This is a genomic window from Corynebacterium jeddahense (assembly GCF_028609865.1).
Lineage (GTDB): Bacteria > Actinomycetota > Actinomycetes > Mycobacteriales > Mycobacteriaceae > Corynebacterium > Corynebacterium jeddahense.
Genome location: NZ_CP063194.1, coordinates 1,516,986 through 1,533,561, shown reverse-complemented (window position 1 = coordinate 1,533,561; position 16,576 = coordinate 1,516,986). Strand labels below are relative to the sequence as shown.

The following is a 16,576-nucleotide window of genomic DNA, read 5'->3' as shown; positions in this document are numbered from 1 at the left end:
AGGTAATGTACCGCAGCCCCGCCCGCGGGGCAGGCAGTTCGGGCTATTGCGTATCGACGCCTCCGGCCAGCCCCCGCAGCCCCCGCATCTCGAGCGACGCCAGCCGCACCTCGCCCGCCTCGTCGGACGCGTCGAGGTCCACCACGCCGTGGAGCTGGAACGCGTTGTCGCCGTCCGGGTCTTTGATGATTTGGGTGACGGGCCACCGCCGCCCGGTCGTGTCCTCAATGCGGAAGTGCTCGGGCCCGCGGGCGTCCGGCCCGAGGTCCACGTCGTCGTACTCGTCGAAGTAGTCGTCCATCGCCTGCGGCCAATCGAGACGCGCGTCCGGGTCGAGGTAGTCCAGCATCCCCGCGAGCTGGTCCTCCTTCTCGTAGGCGAACAGTTCGACGAGGCGGAAGAAGAAGTTGCGCACCATGATGGTGAACGCGCGCCGGTTCGCGGTGAGCGCCGTCGGGTCCTCCACGCCGAAGGCGAGCTCCCGGTCGATGGTGTCCTGGCCCACCGGCTGGTCGTCGCCCGTCATGTGCGCCCACTCGTCGATAAGCGAGGAATCCACCTGGCGAATGAGCTCGCCGAGCCAGACGACGATGTCCTCGAGCTCGTCGTTTATGTACGCCTCCGGGACGGAGTAAGACAGCGTGCGCCACGCGTCGGTGAGGTAGCGCAGCACCACACCCTCTGACCGGGCGAGGCCGTAGGTGGCGGTGAGGTCGGAAAACGTCATCGCGTGCTCGATCATGTCGCGCACCACCGACTTGGGCGAGAGCTCGAATTCCTTCGCCCACGGGTTACCCTCGCAGAAGGTCTCGAACGCCTCTTCGAGCTCGTCCTCCAGCGGCTTGGGGTAGGTGACGTCCTCGACGATCGCCATGCGCTCCGTGTAGTCCACGCCTTCCGCCTTCAGCGCCGCGATCTCCTCGCCGCGCGCGGCGGTCTGCTGCGCCTGCAGTAGCTGGCGGGGATCGTCGAGGATCGCCTCGAAGGCGGAGATCACGTCGAGCGTGTACGTCTCCGACTCCGGGTCGAGGAGCGACAGGAACGCGAGCGCGAACGGGGCGAGCGGCTGGTTGAGCGCGAAATCACGGTCGAGTTCCTGGGTGAGCGTGTACGGGCGGAAGGCGGGGGAGTCGGGCGTGCGCTCGACCACGCCGGCGTTGACCAGCCCGCGGAACAGGTGAACCGCGGTGACGATGTCGCGGTTCTGCTTCGCCCGGTTGTCGTGGTTGGTGCGCAGGAGGTGGCGCATGTGCTCGTAGCCGTCCCCGGGGCGGGCGACGACGTTGAGCAGCATCGAGTTGGACACCTTGAACTGGCTGGTCAGCTCCTCGGGCTCCGCGACCTTGAGACGCTCGAAGGTCTTCTCCGACCAGGACACCTCGCCCTCGCGCGCCGACTTTTTCCGCAGCTTCTTCAGCTTCGCGGGGTCGTCGCCCGCCTTGCGCCGCAGCTTGACGTTTTCGATCTCGTGCTCCGGCGCCTCCACGATGACGGTGCCCTCCGTGTCGTACCCGGCGCGGCCAGCGCGCCCCGCGATCTGGTGGAACTCGCGGGACTTCAGGATGCGGCTGCGGGTGCCGTCGTACTTTGCCAACCCCGTGATGAGCACCGTGCGGATGGGCACGTTGATGCCGACGCCGAGGGTGTCCGTGCCGCAGATCACCTTGAGCAGGCCGGTCTGCGAGAGGCGCTCGACGAGGCGGCGGTACTTCGGCAGCATGCCCGCGTGGTGGATGCCGATGCCCTGGCGGACGAGTTTTGAGAGGGTCTTGCCGAAGGTCGTCGTAAAGCGAAAGTCTCCGATCTCCTCCGCGATGCGGGCCTTTTCTTCCGCCGTGACCATCTTCATGCTCGTGAGCGCTTGGGCGCGTTCGGTGGCCTCCCGCTGGGAGAAGTGGACGACGTAGATCGGCGCCTTGCCGTCGGCGAGGAGTTCCTCGATGGTCTCGTGGACCGGGGTGAACACGTAGTGGAAGTCGAGGGGGACGGGACGCTGGGCCCCGCCGACGTAGGTGGTGCGCCGGCCGGTGCGCCGCGAGAGGTCCTCCTCGAGCCAGGCGGTGTCGCCGAGCGTGGCGGACATGAGCAGGAACTGCGCCTTGGGCAGCTCGAGCAGCGGCACCTGCCACGCCCAGCCGCGGTCGGGCTCGGAGTAGTAGTGGAACTCGTCCATCACCACCTGGTCGATGCGCGCGTTCGCCCCTTCGCGCAGGGCGATATTAGCGACGATCTCCGCCGTCGCCGCGATGATGGGGGCGTTGCCGTTGACCGTCGCATCACCCGTCATCATCCCCACGTTTTCCGGGCCGAAGATCTCGCACAGCGCGAAAAACTTCTCGCTCACCAGTGCCTTGATAGGGGCGGTGTAGAACGTCCGCTGCCCGCGCGCCAGCGCGATGAAGTGCGCGGCGTTGGCCACCATCGACTTCCCCGAGCCGGTTGGGGTGGCGAGGATGACGTTGTCGCCGGCGAGTAGCGCGAGGGACGCCTCCTCCTGCGCCGGGTAGAGGGTGATCCCGCGGGAGGCGGTCCACGCGGTGAACGAATCCCAGACCGCGTCCTCGAACAGGTTTTCCGGGGCCTCGGCGATGTCTGCAAGCATGTCGGTGAGCGTCACGCGTTCAACCGTAGCCGACGCCCCGACACGACCCCGGCCGCCCGAGCGGGCCTAGCCGCGGTCGCCGGGTTCGCCGGGGTCGTCGCCGGGTTCGCCGCCGGTCTCGTCCTCGGGTGCGTCGGGGTCGATGACGTAGTGGTCCCGCAGGCGCTGGTCGTCCTCCTCGCTGCGGGGCAGGCCACGGCGATCCCCGCGGTCGCGGTCCTCGATGGCGGTGAGGTAGTTCTCGAACGCCTCGCTGATCTCCTCGCCGGTGGGCATCTGCGCCTCGCCCGGCATCATCGCCTGCGGGTGGCGGTTGCGGTACTCGTCCATCTCCCGGTCGTAGTGCTCCTCGAGCGCCTGCACCACCTGGGTGATCTCCTCGGAGTTGTTGGTCTGCTCCGCGAGCTGCTGGGAAATGCGAGCCATGTCCGCCTCGATCGAGCGCAGCGGGAACTGCAGGTCGGTCGAGTCCTCGACGGACTGCAGGAGCTGGAACGTGGCGTGCGGGTACGGCGACGCCGCGACGTAGTGGGGCACGTGGGCGGTGTACCCGGCGACGCTGCGCCCGCGCTTGTGCAGCTCGCGCTCGATGAGGATCGACGCGGAGCCGGGCACGCTCACCATCCCGTCGAAGGTGAACATCGACCCGACGAGGTCCCGGTCGTTGCCGTGCGCGGACACGACGAGCGGCCGGGTGTGCGGCGCACCCATCGGGGCCGCGTACAGGCAGATCGTCTGGGCGGCGTCGAAGCGGTCCGCGAGGTCCGCGACGGCCTCGCTGAACGCCTCCCACCGCAGGTCCGGCTCGGGGCCGGAGAGCAGGAGGAACGACGCGCCCTGCTCGTCGCGGAGCACGCGCATATCCAGCTGTAGGTCGGCGACGTCGGTGATCTCGGCATGCGCCATGGTCACCGTCGGGCGCCGCGAGCGGTAGTCGATGAGCTCGTCGTTGCTGAACGTGGCGACGGTGCGGGACTCCAGCGCGGCCTTGAGATGGTCGGCCGCGGACTCGACCGCGTGCCCGGCGTCGGCGTAGCCGTGCATCGCGATGACGAGCGTCGGCCCCGGCGACGATTCCTCGCCGACGCGGGGCGCGGGGTACTCCAGTTCGTACATTCGACGATCCTGCGTCATGGTGTGGCCTCCTCAAACATCGGAGCCGGATTGCCGGCTCGCTCCACCTGCACAACGGGCGGGGGAACCGAATCATTCCCGGCGCCCGCCCACGTGGAGTGTCCATTGTGCCCGACGCCGGGCCCGCCCAGGCGCGGCGGGCCGATATTTTCCGGTGCGCGAGGGAACCGGAGGGGTGGTTTCTGCGTCATATACTTATGACGAATACTCAACCGCAACCGCAAGGAACAAATCAGCCTGGCGATCAGACTGCCCAGTTCGAAACCGCCGCCGCACTCCAGTCCCCGTCCCACCTCATCGCTTCCATCCCGGGCGCGCTCGGGTACTTCCCGAACGAGGCCGTGATCCTCGTCAGCCTCTACGCGCGCCCGGGCGAGCCTGGCGCGCTCGACGTGGGGGCGTACCTCGACGCCGACCTCGGCAGCACCACCAGTATCCAGCGTGCCCTCCAGCGCGTTCCAGCGGGCAACCACGTCGCCACCTTCGCCGTGATCGTGACCCGCGTGCCGCACTCGGACATGGTCGCCGCCGCCGCGGCGGGCCTGCACCAGGCGGCCGACGAGTTCGGCGAGCTCGTGGAGGCCTGCTGGATCGTCTCCGAGATCGCGGACGGCACCCACTACCAGCTCGTCTTCGGCCCCGATGCGGAAATATTCGACTCGTGGGGATGGGACGCCGGGTACCACTGCGGAACCGTCGCCTCCGTCGCCGCCTCTGCCGCGATGCGCCCGCTGATCACCCACGGGGTCCTGCCCGAGCTCCACCGCGACGACGTGTTTCGCCATTTCGACCCCGTCTCCGACGCCGACGTGGCGATGAGCGAGGCGATCGCGCCGGAGGCGTACCGGAAAGGCGCCGAGCTGCTCGAACTCACCCAGTCGGCACCGTGGCTCGCGCTGCGCCAGATGAAGGCGGCCTCCAACGTGTTCCTGGCAGCCCCGAACGTCAAGCTCATCGACAGCGAGGGCAGCCTCATTCTCGACGACGTGTTCGCCTCCGCCGCCGACGTCGAGCTCGTCGCCGCGATGCTCACGCGCAACATGCTGCGCGACTGCCTCATCGAGCACGCGCTCGACCATCCTGGCGCCGCGAGCGCCGTGCTGGTGAGCGTCGCGCGCAACTTCAGCGGCCGCATCCGCGCCAACGCCCTGTGCCTCTGGGCGATGGTCGCGGTCTCGCAGCAGCTGCACGGGTGGGCAAGCGTCGCGCTCATGTGCGCGGACGACGAGGTACCGGCGCACTCGCTCGCCGGGCTGCTGGCAAACGTCCTCGGCGTCGGCCAGGCAGGCGCGTTAATCGAACTCAGCAGGCGCGGCTGCCGGGACACCTGGCGCGAGGTCGAGCGACGGGCGGCGGCGCAGGCCGACGGCTAGCGCCGGGCGGAGTGGGACCGGTCGCCGAGCGCGCGGGTGAATTCCCAGGCGTCCTCGACGATCCGGTGCAGCTCGGTGCGCGTCGGGTCCCAGCCGAGATCGCTGCGGATCTTCTCCGAGGACGCGATGAGCACCGCCGGGTCGCCAGCGCGGCGCGGCGCCACCTCGGCCGGGATCGGGTGGCCGGTAACCTCGCGGCACACGTCGATGACCTCGCGCACGGAGTAACCGTCGCCCGAGCCGAGGTTGTAGATGCGGTGCGTGCCGGGGGAGTTCGACTGCAGTGCCAGGAGGTGCGCGTCGGCGAGGTCGCGCACGTGGATATAGTCGCGCACGCAGGTGCCGTCCTTAGTAGGCCAGTCGTCGCCGTAGACCATGATCTTCTCGCGGTAGCCCATCGCCACCTGGAGCACGATCGGGATGAGGTGCGTCTCGGTGAGGTGGTTCTCGCCCACTCCGTCGTGCGCGCCGGCGACGTTGAAGTACCGCAAACTGGTCGCGCCCAAGCCGTACGCGTTGCAGTACGACGTAATGGCGTAGTCGATGGCCAGCTTCGTCGCGCCGTACGGGTTGGTCGGGCGGGTCGCCGCGTCTTCGGTGATCGGCACCACGTCCGGCTCCCCATATGTGGCGGCGGTGGAGGAGAACACGAGGCTGTGCACGCCGTGGCGGCGCATCGCGTCGAGCAGGGACAGGGTGACGTCGAGGTTGCCGTGCCAGTATTTCGCCGGGTCCTCGACCGACTCGCCGACGAGGGAGCGTGCAGCGAAGTGGAGCACGCCGTCGACGTCCCCGCCGCCGAGGATCTCGTCGGCCACGTCGACGAGATTGCCCTCGACGAACGCCGCCCCCTCGGGCACCGCGTAGCGGTTGCCCGTGCTCAAATCATCGATGACAACGACCTCGTGGCCGGCCTCGATGAGCGTCGCCGCGCAGACGCTTCCCACGTACCCGGCGCCGCCGGTGACTACGAGCTTCATGTGCTGTTTCCTCTCCTGCCTTACGCTTCCTGCTCCACGCGCAGCGCGTGGGCGACATCGCCCGGAAGCTCGAAATGTTTGCCCTCGGCGGTATCGATGGCGACGCCGCCTGCCTCCAGCGGGCTGAGCGTGACCACCTCGCCGACGAGGTGGCCCGTCGCCGCGAGGGACAGACCGTCCTCCAGAGGCACCTGGAGGATTTCACTGATCTGGACGACGCGTGCACGCACCGGCTCCTTCAGCCGCAGGTCCGACGCGCGCGTTCCCAGCTCTGGCGACGACGGGGAGGCGACCCCCAGCTCGTCGAGCGCCGGGATCGGGTTGCCGAACGGGGAGCACGTCGGGTTGTCCAGGACCGCGACGACGCGGCGTTCCACCTCGTCGCTCATCACGTGCTCCCACCGGCACGCCTCCTCGTGGACCTGGCTGAGGTCGAGCTTGAGTACGTCGGTAAGCAGGCGCTCCGCGAGCCGGTGCTTGCGCATCACCGCGGTGGCGCGCTCGCGCCCTGCGTCGGTGAGCGAAAGCGAGCGGTCGTGCTCCACGACGATGAGGCCGTCTCGCTCCATGCGGGCAACCGTCTGCGACACTGTCGGCCCCGACTGCTCGAGGCGCTCGGCGATACGGGCGCGCAGGGGAGTGATGCCCTCCTCTTCGAGCTCATAGACGGTGCGGAGGTACATCTCTGTGGTGTCGACGAGGTCGCGCACGATGCTTCATCCTTCTATTCGCGGTTGCGGAGACGGTTCAGGGCGATAGAGAAATACTGTAGCCCAGCTACTGCCGACGTGCGGCGGGGTAGCTGGGCTGCGGGGCGCGGTGGCGCTAGAGCGCGTAGTCGCGCAGGCGGTCGGCGCGCTCGCCGGCGCGGAGCTTCGCCATGACCTCGCGCTCGATCTGGCGCACGCGCTCGCGGGACAGGCCGTACTGGCGGCCGATCTGGTCGAGGGTGCGGGGCACGCCGTCGGTCAGGCCGTAGCGCATCCGGATGACGTCCTGCTCGCGCTGCTCGAGGCCGTTGATGATGTCCTCGATGTCGTCGTGGCGCAGGGTGGTTACCACAGCGTCTTCCGCGTCGGTCGCCTCGGCGTCCTCGATGAAGTCGCCGAGCGGCGCCTCCTCGTCCGCGCCGACCGGCATGTCCAGACTGACCGGGTCGCGGGACTGGCGCAGCAGCATCTCGATCTTCGACTCATCGATGCCGGATTCCTCCGCCAGCTCCTCGTTCGTGGGTTCGCGCCCGAGGGACTGGTACATCTCGCGGCGGATGCGCGAGAGCTTGTTCACCTGCTCGACGAGGTGGACTGGGAGGCGGATGGTGCGGGACTGATCCGCCATGCCGCGGGTGATGGCCTGGCGGATCCACCACGTCGCGTACGTGGAGAACTTGAAGCCCTTCGTGTAGTCGAACTTCTCCATCGCGCGGATGAGGCCGAGGTTGCCCTCCTGGATGAGGTCGAGCAGCGGCATGCCGCGGCCCGTGTAGCGCTTGGCCAGGGACACCACGAGTCGGAGGTTCGCCTCGAGGAGGTGGGCGCGCGCCTTACGGCCTTCCTTCGCCAGGATCTTCAGGTCGCGCTTCATGGCTCGCGTGAGGTGCGCGTCCGGGTCATCGAGCAGGTGCTGGGCGTAGAGGCCGACCTCGATCTGCTGGGCGAGCTCCACCTCCTCTTCCGCGTCGAGGAGGGCGGTCTTGCCAATGCCGTTGAGGTAGACACGAACCAGATCCGCGGACGGATTGTCGTTTGTCTGGTTCCTGCGGCTGCCGCGGTCGACAGCTTCCTCGTTCTCTTGCGCGGCGCGATCCGGTTGGGTCATGTGCCAATGCCTCCTCGGATAAAATGGACGGCGGGGAATCTAGTGGGGCAACGATTGCCAGCGTGCCATTGTTCCCAGATCGCCGATTAAAATTCAGCCAACTCCTAGGAACCTGTCCACCTTTTACGCCTCGACTTACGCCTCGACGATGACGGTGAACGGGCCGTCGTTAACGCTCGCCACCTCCATGTGCGCGCCGAACCTGCCCTGCTCCACCGTGATACCCCGCCGCCGCAGCTCCGCGGCGATGCGCTCGATGACCGGTTCCGCGACGCCGCCCGGCGCCGCGTCGCTCCACGAGGGGCGGCGGCCTTTCGCCGTGCGTCCCATAAGCGTGAACTGGCTGACCAGCAGCACCGGGGCGCCCGCGTCCCCGACGGAGACCTCGCCGTCGAGGATGCGCAGCTCGGCGATCTTGCGCGCCACGGTGCGCCACGCGTCCTCCGCGTCGTCGCGGCCCACACCGACGAGCGCAAGCACGCCGCCGGTCTCGGGACAGTCGATGGCGCCAACGACCGCGCCGTCGACGGTGACCGAGGCGTTGGTGACGCGGGTGAGCACGGCTTTCACGGCAGTTCCTTCCTGCTACAGGTGGGTGAGTTGGGCGATGTCGGCGGGCAGGAGCAGCCCGTGCCGCACGAGGTCGACGACCACGGAGACGGATGCGCGCTCGAGCTCGGCGACGCCTTCGCTGTCGGCGACGCCCTGCGACGCGGCGTAGAGTCCGACGACGTCGCGCACTGTCAGGCCCTCGGGGTGGAGGCCGGAGACGATGGCGAGCACGCCGGCGTCGATGTCGTGGGTGAACCTCGGGCCGTCGGTACGCGTGAGGCGCAGCGCCTGCGACTCAAAGCCCATGCCGAGCTGCGCGTCGGCGAGCTTGACGTCCTCGAGCGCGACCGTGGGGCGCACGACGTAGCGCGCGTCGAGGACGTCGTCGGCGGCTGAGTCGCGCAGCCATGCGGTGCGCGTGAAGTACTCCTCGGCCTCCGGGCCAAGCGGGTCGGTGAACGGCTGGGTGAGCTCCTCGCACGTGACCTCGCTGGGCGCGTTGCCGATGTCTTCGATGAGGATCCAGCCGAAGCCGACCGCGTGGACGTCGCGCTCGCGGAAGTGCTCGAGCCACTGGGCGGTGCGCGACACGCCCTCGGGCGAGCGCGGGTCGATGGACTCGTCGCGCAGCCACGTGGAGACGTACATTCCGGGGTCGACCACGTCGCGCTGCAGCACCCACGCGTTCACCCCGGTAGACGGCAGCCACGACGCCACGCGCGACTGCCACGTCTCGCCGAGGACGTGCGCCCACGACGCGAGGAGGAACGCGCGGCCGCCCTCGGCGAGATGCTCCGGCGCGCCGGCCGCGACGAGGGCGGAGGCGCCGTCGAGATCGAGCCCCGAGTCGCGATAGATGTGGCCCACCTCAGGCGGGCCGACGACAAACGGGGGATTGGCAACAATGCGATCGAAGCGCTGCCCGCGGACGGGTTCGAACCAGGCGCCCTCGCGCAGCTCGACGTTGCTGACCTCGTTCGCCGCCATCGTGGCCGCCGCGAGCTGCAGCGCCCGGCCGTGGATGTCCGTGGCCACCACGTGCTCGGCGGCGCCGGATTGCGCGAGCGCCTGCACCCCGGAGCCCGTGCCGAGGTCGAGCACCGACGTGACGGGCGTGTGCGGCGACGCGTTCAACAGCGACAGCGAGGCGGATCCGACGCCGAGCACGTGGTCGCGCCCCGGCACGTGGTCCGTCATGGACGCGTCGAGGTCGGAGAGGATGAGCCGCGGGGTGCCCGCGATGACGTGGGGGCGGATGTCGAGGGCGGGGCGCACGAGGCTGCTGTCGTCGCAGTGGACGACCACGGATTCGTCGAGAAGCGACAGCGCGAGTCGGGGGTTGAGCATGTCCGCGAGCTGCTCCGCGGTCGCCGGGCGGCGCAGGAGGAAGAAGCGAATGAGCGCCGCGAGCCGCGAGTCGTCGCCGCACGCGTCGAGGACGACGCCCGGCTCGCGGCGGTAGAGCGCCTCGGTGGCCTCGGGCCCGAGGTGGGCGGCGATGCCGTCGGCGGTAAACCCCGCGGCGGCAAGTTCGCGGGCCAGCTCCTCCGCCACGGTGGGGAGGTTGGCGGTCAGCGGGGCGGGGTCGTTCACGCGGGGCTCCGTTCGGGGTTGTTTTGGGTGCTAGTGCGGGCCGTGATTGTCGGCATCGATGATAACGGGGGAGTGCTCGCCGCCCGCGCCACCCGGCTCGCCCGGCTCGCCCGCAGCACCGCCGAGTTCACGCCGCCGCTGCGCCTCCATGCGCTGCTGCTCGCGCGCCGCCGCCGGCTTGTACACGTTGCGGGTGCGTGAATCCCGCACCTCGCCGACTGCGTTGCCGCGGACCACGGCGATCCACGGCAGTGGCACCGAAACGACGAAGAGGATCGACGCGAGCACCCAGTAGTTCTTCCACGCCGCGAAAATCGCCAGCAGGATAAACGGGATGCGCAGCCCTTGCAGGATCGTGTACTGGCGCTCCCGCGACTGGCGGTTGTGTTCCGCGGTGTGCGAAGCGTCGGTAATGAGCGCCCGCTTCGAGCGCGAGCGCCACTTGTGGCGTCGCGCAGCCGGCGCGGGTACCTGGCCTGCGTCCGGCTTCATGTCCACGATGCCCTCGTCGGGGTGGCGTCCCTGTTCGCTCATGAACCTCGAGGTTAGCGCCCCGGCTTAACGTCCCGCCCCATTTGGGGCATGATGGATCGCGTGAATACGACGACGAAGACACTCGAGCGGCCGGATCTGCGGGAGGACACCTCGTCGAGCACCGACGACGGCGCCCCGAAGTTTTTCCACTACGTGAAGAAGGACCAGATCGTGGATTCCGCGATCTCCGGCAAGATGGTCGTCGCGCTGTGCGGGGAGACCTTCCCAGTGAAAAAGCAGGCGAAGCCAGGCTCGCCCGTCTGCCCCGATTGCGAACGGATTTACAAGGGGCTGCGCCGCAAGTGAGGTCGCAAGGGACCCAGTCCGCATCAACCGGATCGGCCGGGCCTTCGCTGCGTAAATGGCAGCAGGAGGCCCTCGATTCGTTTCTGCGCACGAAGCCGCGCGACTTCATGGCCGTGGCGACGCCGGGCGCCGGCAAGACCACGTTCGCCCTCACGCTCGCTTCGAAGCTTCTCGACGACAAGTCTGTCCAACGCGTTATCGTCGTCGTGCCCACCGAGCACCTCAAGCACCAGTGGGCGGACGCCGCGAAGCGCTTCGGCCTGTCCCTCGACCCCAACTTCACCAACTCCTCGGCCGTCAACGCCGCCTACGACGGCATCGTGGTCACCTACGCGCAGGTGGGCATGCACCCGTTCAAGCACCACGCCGTCGCCTCAGCGCGGCGCACGCTGGTCATCCTCGACGAGATCCACCACGCTGGGGACTCGAAGAGCTGGGGCGACGGCGTCTACGAGGCATACAACGACGTGGAGCACCGCCTCGCGCTCACCGGCACGCCGTTTCGCTCGGACGACTCGCAGATCCCGTTCGTGCGCTACGTCGAGGACGGCGAGGGCCACCTCGTTTCTGAGTCGGACTACACGTACGGCTACTCCCACGCGCTCGCCGACGGCGTCGTGCGCCCCGTCGTCTTCCTCGCCTACTCAGGCGAGGCACAGTGGAAGGACTCGGCGGGCGAGGAGTACTCGGCCCGCCTCGGCGAGCCGCTCAACGCCGAGCAGACCGCGCGCGCCTGGAAGACGGCGCTCGACCCGAAGGGCGACTGGATCGCCGCCGTGCTCACCGCCGCGCACACCCGTCTGACCAAGATCCGCGCAAACATGCCGGACGCCGGCGGGCTCGTCATCGCGACAAACAAGACCACCGCCCGCGCGTACGCGAAGATCCTCAGCCAGCTCTCGAGCACGCCGGTAACCGTCGTGCTCTCCGACGAGCCGGGTGCGTCCGAGCGCATCGACGAGTTCTCCGCCTCGCGCGACGAGTGGATGGTCGCCGTGCGCATGGTGTCCGAGGGCGTCGACGTGCCCCGCCTTTCCGTCGGCGTCTACGCCACCTCCGCCTCCACACCGCTGTTCTTCGCCCAGGCCATCGGCCGTTTCGTGCGCTCGCGTATGCCCGGGGAGTCCGCCTCCGTGTTCCTGCCGTCCGTCCCCGTGCTCCTGCGCCTCGCCGAGGAGATGGAGATCTCGCGCGACCACGTCCTGGGCAAGCCGCACCGCGAGTCCGGCTGGTCCGACGAGCTCCTCGAGCAGGCGAACCGGACGCAGACCGAGCCCGACGACAACCCGAACTACGAGGCGATCGGCGCCTCCGCCGAGCTCGATTCGCTCATTTTCGACGGCTCCACCTACGGCACACCCACCGTCGCCGGCTCCGAGGAGGAGCAGGACTTCCTCGGCCTGCCCGGCCTCCTCGACGCCGACCAGGTCCGCACGCTCCTGGCCAAGCGGCAGAGCGACCAGCTCGACGCCCGCGACGCGGAGGAGAAGGCGCGCCGGGCGGCGGAGCGCAAGGCTCGGGAGCGCGCCGATGTGCTCGGCGAGAGCCCGGATAGGGGAGCGGGGCAGGCGGCACCCGCCGGCGAACAGGGCGCCCGCGGCACCCAGGACGCGCGCGCCACCGCGGCGGACGAGATCCCGGAGCTGCGCAAGGAGCTCAACGCCCGCGTCGCCATCGCCGCGGGCAAGACGGGCCGGCCCCACGGCGCGATCCACACCGAGGTGCGCAAGGCCTGCGGCGGCCCACCCACCGCGCTGTGCAGCGCCGAGCAGCTGCGCGAACGCATCGCGTTTCTCCGGGACTGGTAGCACTGGGGGAGTAGCGGGGTAGCGCCGGTTGCCGTTTTTGCCGGTAGGGTGGGCTTACGACCGATATCCCAGAAAGGACACCGATCAACGATGAGCACCCCGTACAACTCCGGCCAGAACCCGAACGAGCCGTACGGTCGCAACTCCGACGACCCCAGCTGGCAGAACCCGTACGGCACCGCCCCAGAACATGCCCCAAAACAGGCCCGTGAATACGGGGCGGAATACGCGCAGGGCGAGAACTACGGTGGCTACCACGAGCAGCTGCAGCCTGACTACGCCAGCCGCGAGGCGGGTTACCCTGGCTACGGTATGGCGGGCGCATACCAGGACCAGCAGACCACGTACGGCTACACGCCGGCACCGGCTCAGGAGCAGAAGAACGGCCTCGCGCTCGCGGCGATGATCCTGGGCATCATCGGCCTGCTCGGCATCCTCACCATCGTCGGCGGCTTTATCTTCGGCCTCATTGCCCTCATTCTCGGCATCGTCGGCCTGCGCAAGGCGGACAAGATCACTGGCCCCGGCGCCCGTCGGGGCATGGCCATCTCCGGCATCGTCATGGGCGCCATCGCCCTGGTCATCTCCACGCTGATGCTCATCTTCAGCGTGAACATCGCCAAGCAGCTTATCGACGACGGCGTCGTCGATGCCTGCCAGAACCTCGAGCCCGGCTCCCAGGAGCAGCAGCAGTGCCTCGAGGACGAGATCGACCGCAGCCTGAACGGCACGTCTGAGAAGTAGCGCGCAACAGCGCACCAACGCGAAGGGCCCCCGCTTCGGCGGGGGCCCTTCAGCCGTCGATACGCAGTGCCTTAATCGAGGTAGTCGCGCAGCACCTGCGAGCGCGACGGGTGGCGCAGCTTCGACATCGTCTTCGACTCGATCTGGCGGATGCGCTCGCGCGTGACGCCGTAGACCTGGCCGATCTCGTCGAGCGTGCGCGGCATGCCGTCGGTGAGGCCGAAGCGGAGGCGGACGACACCCGCCTCGCGCTCCGAGAGGGTGTGCAGCACGTCTTGGAGCTGGTCCTGCAGAAGAGTGAAGGAGACGGCGTCCACCGCGACGACGGCCTCGGAGTCCTCGATGAAGTCGCCGAGCTGGCTGTCGCCCTCGTCGCCGATCGTCTGATCGAGCGAGATCGGCTCGCGCGCGTACTGCTGGATCTCGAGGACCTTTTCCTCGGTGATGTCCATTTCCTTCGCCAGCTCGAGTGGCGTCGGCTCGCGGCCGAGATCCTGCAGGAGCTCGCGCTGGATGCGGCCGAGCTTGTTGATGACCTCAACCATGTGCACCGGGATGCGGATGGTGCGGGCCTGGTCCGCCATCGCGCGGGTGATGGCCTGGCGGATCCACCACGTGGCGTAGGTGGAGAACTTATAGCCCTTGGAGTAGTCGAACTTCTCCACCGCGCGGATGAGGCCGAGGTTGCCCTCCTGGATGAGGTCGAGGAACGCCATGCCGCGGCCGGTGTAGCGCTTGGCCAGCGACACGACGAGGCGGAGGTTCGCCTCGAGGAGGTGGTTCTTCGCCTTGCGGCCGTCGCGGGCGACGGCGCGCAGGTCCCGCTTCATCGCGGGGGCGAGCTTCGCCTCCGTGTCGCCTTCGGCGACGGCGCGCTCCATCTCGTCGAGGCGGTACTGGGCGTACAGGCCGGCTTCGATGCGCTTCGCCAGCGACACCTCCTGCTCGGCGTCGAGGAGGGCGACCTTGCCGATCTGCTTGAGGTAGGCGCGCACCGAGTCGGCGGAGGCGGTCAGCTGCGCGTCCTTGCGGGCCTGGCGCAGCGCCGCGGATTCCTCGATGTCCCAGACGGAGGAGCTGTCGCCGTCCTCGTCGTCGTCATCGTCCTCGTCATCGTCGGAGCCGCCGCCGAGGCCGTCTTCGTCCTCGACACCCAGGTCGTCGTCCCCGTCGTCCATCTCGTCGTCGAGGCCGTCCACGTCGTCCACGTCATCGTCGAAGTCGTCGTCGCCGCCGAGGTCCGGATCGAAATCGTCGTTGTCGCCGGTGTCGATCGAGGCGTCGCCGCCCACGCCGTCCGCATCGAGCGTGCCTGCACCGTCGACGAGATCCTCGTCCGCCTCAGCGGCCGACGTTGCGGCGGCAGCGCCGGTCTTCTTCGCCGTCTTCTTTGCGGCGGTCTTGCGGACGGTCTTCTTCGCAGACTTCTTGGCGGTCTTTTTCGCGGCTTTCTTGGCCGTCTTCTTTACCGCTTTTTTGGCGGTCTTCGTCACAGACTTCTTGGCCGTCTTCTTCGCGGTCTTCTTAGCCGATTTCTTGGCTGCGCCGGTTCCGGCACCGTTGCCCGCACCACCGTCGGCCGCGACTGCGGTCGCGTCGTCGGTTGTATTGCTTGAACCTTCGCTGGCTACCACGTATGCCCTTTCGAGTCATCGGACTTACCACTGTCAATCCAGGGTACGTATGGGTCTCAAATTTTTCAGAACGACTATCTTAACAGGCACCCGTCAGGTATATTCCTTCTCCCCGCGCAGCGCCCGCCTCGGCGGTGATCATGGGGGCCACCGTACCCCACACGCGCGCGCAGGCTACGGCGCGACATGAGCGCGGGCCGCCATTGCGGCGCCCACGATGCCGGCGCGGTTGCGTAGCGTTGCGGCGGCGACGGGGGTCTCGAGCGTGAGGTGGTGCAGCCACTCGTCCGCCTGCTGCGAGATGCCGCCGCCGAGGATGAACGCGGCGGGGTTGAAGAGGCGGGCGTATTCGTGCAGTACGACGTCGACGCGGGCGGCCCAGGCCTCGTAGCTCAGGGACTCGCGGTCGCGCACCGCGGAGGATGCGAGGTGCTCGGCCTCGGTGCCGTCGATACGCAAATGCCCGAGCTCGGTGTTGGGGAAGAGCACTCCGTCGACGAGGAACGCGGAGCCGATGCCGGTGCCGAACGTGAGGAAGATGACGGCGCCCTCGCGGACGACGTCGGCGCCGAACGCGACCTCGGCGATGCCGGCGGCGTCCGCGTCGTTGAGCACCGCGACCTCGCGGCCGCCGAGCGCGCCCGCGAACAGCGCGCGCACGTCGGTGCCGATCCACGCGGGGTCGATGTTGGCGGCGGTGCGCGCGGTGTGGTTAGTGACAACGGAGGGCAACGTGATGCCGACGGGGCCGTCCCACCCGCACGCGGAAACGATCTCGGCGACGACGCCCGCCACGGCCTCCGGCGTCGACGGCTGCGGGGTGGCGATGGTCGTCGGTGCGCCAACGAACTCGCCCGTCGCGAGGTCGACCACCGCGCCCTTGATGCCGGATCCGCCGACGTCGATGCCGAAGCCAAACGAGGGTGCCTCTGCCGTGCCAACTTGCGTCATGCAACGCAGTGTACAAATCCCGCGCCAGCCCCGCCGTCCGCCACCGAAATTCCGATTCTGAGCTGCGAAGATGACAGGGGCATGTGCATGTCCTAGTATTCCGCTCAAAAGTCGTGCGCGCCGCGACCACGAACGCGGCGCACAAGGCGCACACTGAGCTGACGTTGAGCTGGAGGACAACCATCATGGCCACCGATTACGATGCGCCGCGCCGCCGCGTGGACGACGACATCGAAACCGATTCCCTCGAGGGCCTGAAGGCCGCGGAGGTCGCGGGAAGCAGCATGGACGACGACGGCGAGATCGTCGAGCCGGTCGAGCCGCCCACCCAGGACCTCTCCGGCGAGGAGCTCAACGTGGAGGTCAAGCCGCGCCAGGACGACGAGTTCACCTGCGCCTCCTGCTTCCTCGTGCAGAAGAACAACCGTCTCGCCTACACGGAGCCGGACGGCTCGAAGATCTGCCTCGACTGCGAGTAGCGCGCGTTCGCGGCAGCGTATCGACGGCGCACAGCGGCGGCCCACCGGAAACGGTGGACCGCCGCTTT

Annotated in this window: 15 protein-coding genes; 5 read left to right on the top strand and 10 right to left on the bottom strand. The window is 68.6% G+C overall.

Annotation, left to right across the window (positions count from 1 at the left end; translation table 11 throughout):
• Window positions 1-43: 43 nt before the first annotated feature.
• Window positions 44-2,602 carry a DEAD/DEAH box helicase gene (locus CJEDD_RS07505; protein WP_042408552.1) on the bottom strand — a complete coding sequence of 853 codons (2,559 nt, stop codon included), beginning with the start codon at window positions 2,600-2,602 and terminating at the stop codon, window positions 44-46.
• A gap of 66 nt (window positions 2,603-2,668) precedes the next feature.
• Window positions 2,669-3,718, bottom strand: coding sequence for a PAC2 family protein (locus tag CJEDD_RS07500; RefSeq protein WP_415857858.1), 1,050 nt, complete (start codon window positions 3,716-3,718; stop codon window positions 2,669-2,671).
• Window positions 3,719-3,933: 215 nt separating this feature from the next.
• Between CJEDD_RS07500 and CJEDD_RS07495 the strand changes: the two genes are divergently transcribed.
• A complete protein-coding gene (locus CJEDD_RS07495) occupies window positions 3,934-5,109 on the top strand; it encodes a DUF4192 domain-containing protein (protein ID WP_074432555.1) in 1,176 nt (391 codons plus the stop codon).
• Here CJEDD_RS07495 and galE read toward each other — a convergent pair.
• The 6 genes from galE to CJEDD_RS07465 form a co-directional block, all read right to left on the bottom strand.
• Entirely contained in the window at window positions 5,106-6,089 is a 984-nt protein-coding gene (galE, locus tag CJEDD_RS07490; RefSeq protein ID WP_042408534.1) for a UDP-glucose 4-epimerase GalE, read from the bottom strand. The genes CJEDD_RS07495 and galE overlap by 4 nt on opposite strands.
• A 20-nt stretch (window positions 6,090-6,109) precedes the next feature.
• Window positions 6,110-6,799: a metal-dependent transcriptional regulator gene (locus CJEDD_RS07485; RefSeq protein ID WP_042408537.1), complete on the bottom strand. Its 690-nt coding sequence runs from the start codon at window positions 6,797-6,799 to the stop codon at window positions 6,110-6,112.
• 115 nt (window positions 6,800-6,914) lie between these two features.
• Complete coding sequence (locus tag CJEDD_RS07480; RefSeq protein ID WP_042408540.1) at window positions 6,915-7,907, bottom strand: sigma-70 family RNA polymerase sigma factor; 993 nt, start codon at window positions 7,905-7,907, stop codon at window positions 6,915-6,917.
• Window positions 7,908-8,042: 135 nt separating this feature from the next.
• Window positions 8,043-8,477, bottom strand: coding sequence for a D-aminoacyl-tRNA deacylase (gene dtd, locus CJEDD_RS07475; protein WP_042408543.1), 435 nt, complete (start codon window positions 8,475-8,477; stop codon window positions 8,043-8,045).
• Window positions 8,478-8,492: 15 nt separating this feature from the next.
• Window positions 8,493-10,052, bottom strand: coding sequence for a N5-glutamine methyltransferase family protein (locus CJEDD_RS07470; protein ID WP_081764566.1), 1,560 nt, complete (start codon window positions 10,050-10,052; stop codon window positions 8,493-8,495).
• Between the two features lie 30 nt (window positions 10,053-10,082).
• A complete protein-coding gene (locus CJEDD_RS07465; protein ID WP_273657460.1) occupies window positions 10,083-10,586 on the bottom strand; it encodes a DUF3099 domain-containing protein in 504 nt (167 codons plus the stop codon).
• 51 nt (window positions 10,587-10,637) lie between these two features.
• Here CJEDD_RS07465 and CJEDD_RS07460 point away from each other — a divergent pair, with 51 nt between their 5' ends.
• The 3 genes from CJEDD_RS07460 to CJEDD_RS07450 all read left to right on the top strand — a co-directional run bounded on the left by CJEDD_RS07460 (window position 10,638) and on the right by CJEDD_RS07450 (window position 13,444).
• On the top strand, window positions 10,638-10,892 hold the full coding sequence (locus CJEDD_RS07460) for a DUF3039 domain-containing protein (RefSeq protein WP_074432542.1): 255 nt from the start codon (window positions 10,638-10,640) through the stop codon (window positions 10,890-10,892).
• The gene (locus CJEDD_RS07455) at window positions 10,889-12,700 is read left to right on the top strand and encodes a DEAD/DEAH box helicase (RefSeq protein WP_042407995.1); all 1,812 of its coding nucleotides are present in this window, start codon (window positions 10,889-10,891) and stop codon (window positions 12,698-12,700) included. Before CJEDD_RS07460 ends, CJEDD_RS07455 begins: the two co-directional genes overlap by 4 nt.
• 90 nt (window positions 12,701-12,790) lie before the next feature.
• Window positions 12,791-13,444, top strand: a complete 654-nt coding sequence (locus CJEDD_RS07450; RefSeq protein ID WP_052333825.1) for a DUF4190 domain-containing protein — start codon at window positions 12,791-12,793, stop codon at window positions 13,442-13,444.
• Between the two features lie 71 nt (window positions 13,445-13,515).
• On the opposite strand, the gene CJEDD_RS07445 is transcribed toward CJEDD_RS07450, so the two are convergent.
• Window positions 13,516-15,078, bottom strand: a complete 1,563-nt coding sequence (locus tag CJEDD_RS07445) for an RNA polymerase sigma factor (RefSeq protein WP_042407992.1) — start codon at window positions 15,076-15,078, stop codon at window positions 13,516-13,518.
• A gap of 174 nt (window positions 15,079-15,252) precedes the next feature.
• A complete protein-coding gene (gene ppgK / locus CJEDD_RS07440) occupies window positions 15,253-16,029 on the bottom strand; it encodes a polyphosphate--glucose phosphotransferase (protein ID WP_042407989.1) in 777 nt (258 codons plus the stop codon).
• Window positions 16,030-16,214: 185 nt separating this feature from the next.
• Between ppgK and CJEDD_RS07435 the strand changes: the two genes are divergently transcribed.
• The gene (locus tag CJEDD_RS07435) at window positions 16,215-16,508 is read left to right on the top strand and encodes a DUF4193 domain-containing protein (RefSeq protein WP_042408001.1); all 294 of its coding nucleotides are present in this window, start codon (window positions 16,215-16,217) and stop codon (window positions 16,506-16,508) included.
• Window positions 16,509-16,576: the final 68 nt, after the last annotated feature.

What these genes read in the sequence shown, in the direction of transcription:
- CJEDD_RS07495 (WP_074432555.1), top strand. Translation starts at nt 3,934, where the DNA reads ATGACGAATACTCAACCGCAACCGCAAGGAACAAATCAGCCTGGCGAT.
- CJEDD_RS07435 (WP_042408001.1), top strand. Translation starts at nt 16,215, where the DNA reads ATGGCCACCGATTACGATGCGCCGCGCCGCCGCGTGGACGACGACATC.
- CJEDD_RS07480 (WP_042408540.1), bottom strand. Translation starts at nt 7,907, where the DNA reads ATGACCCAACCGGATCGCGCCGCGCAAGAGAACGAGGAAGCTGTCGAC.
- ppgK (WP_042407989.1), bottom strand. Translation starts at nt 16,029, where the DNA reads ATGACGCAAGTTGGCACGGCAGAGGCACCCTCGTTTGGCTTCGGCATC.
- CJEDD_RS07465 (WP_273657460.1), bottom strand. Translation starts at nt 10,586, where the DNA reads ATGAGCGAACAGGGACGCCACCCCGACGAGGGCATCGTGGACATGAAG.
- CJEDD_RS07450 (WP_052333825.1), top strand. Translation starts at nt 12,791, where the DNA reads ATGAGCACCCCGTACAACTCCGGCCAGAACCCGAACGAGCCGTACGGT.
- CJEDD_RS07505 (WP_042408552.1), bottom strand. Translation starts at nt 2,602, where the DNA reads ATGCTTGCAGACATCGCCGAGGCCCCGGAAAACCTGTTCGAGGACGCG.
- CJEDD_RS07500 (WP_415857858.1), bottom strand. Translation starts at nt 3,718, where the DNA reads ATGTACGAACTGGAGTACCCCGCGCCCCGCGTCGGCGAGGAATCGTCG.
- CJEDD_RS07460 (WP_074432542.1), top strand. Translation starts at nt 10,638, where the DNA reads ATGGATCGCGTGAATACGACGACGAAGACACTCGAGCGGCCGGATCTG.
- galE (WP_042408534.1), bottom strand. Translation starts at nt 6,089, where the DNA reads ATGAAGCTCGTAGTCACCGGCGGCGCCGGGTACGTGGGAAGCGTCTGC.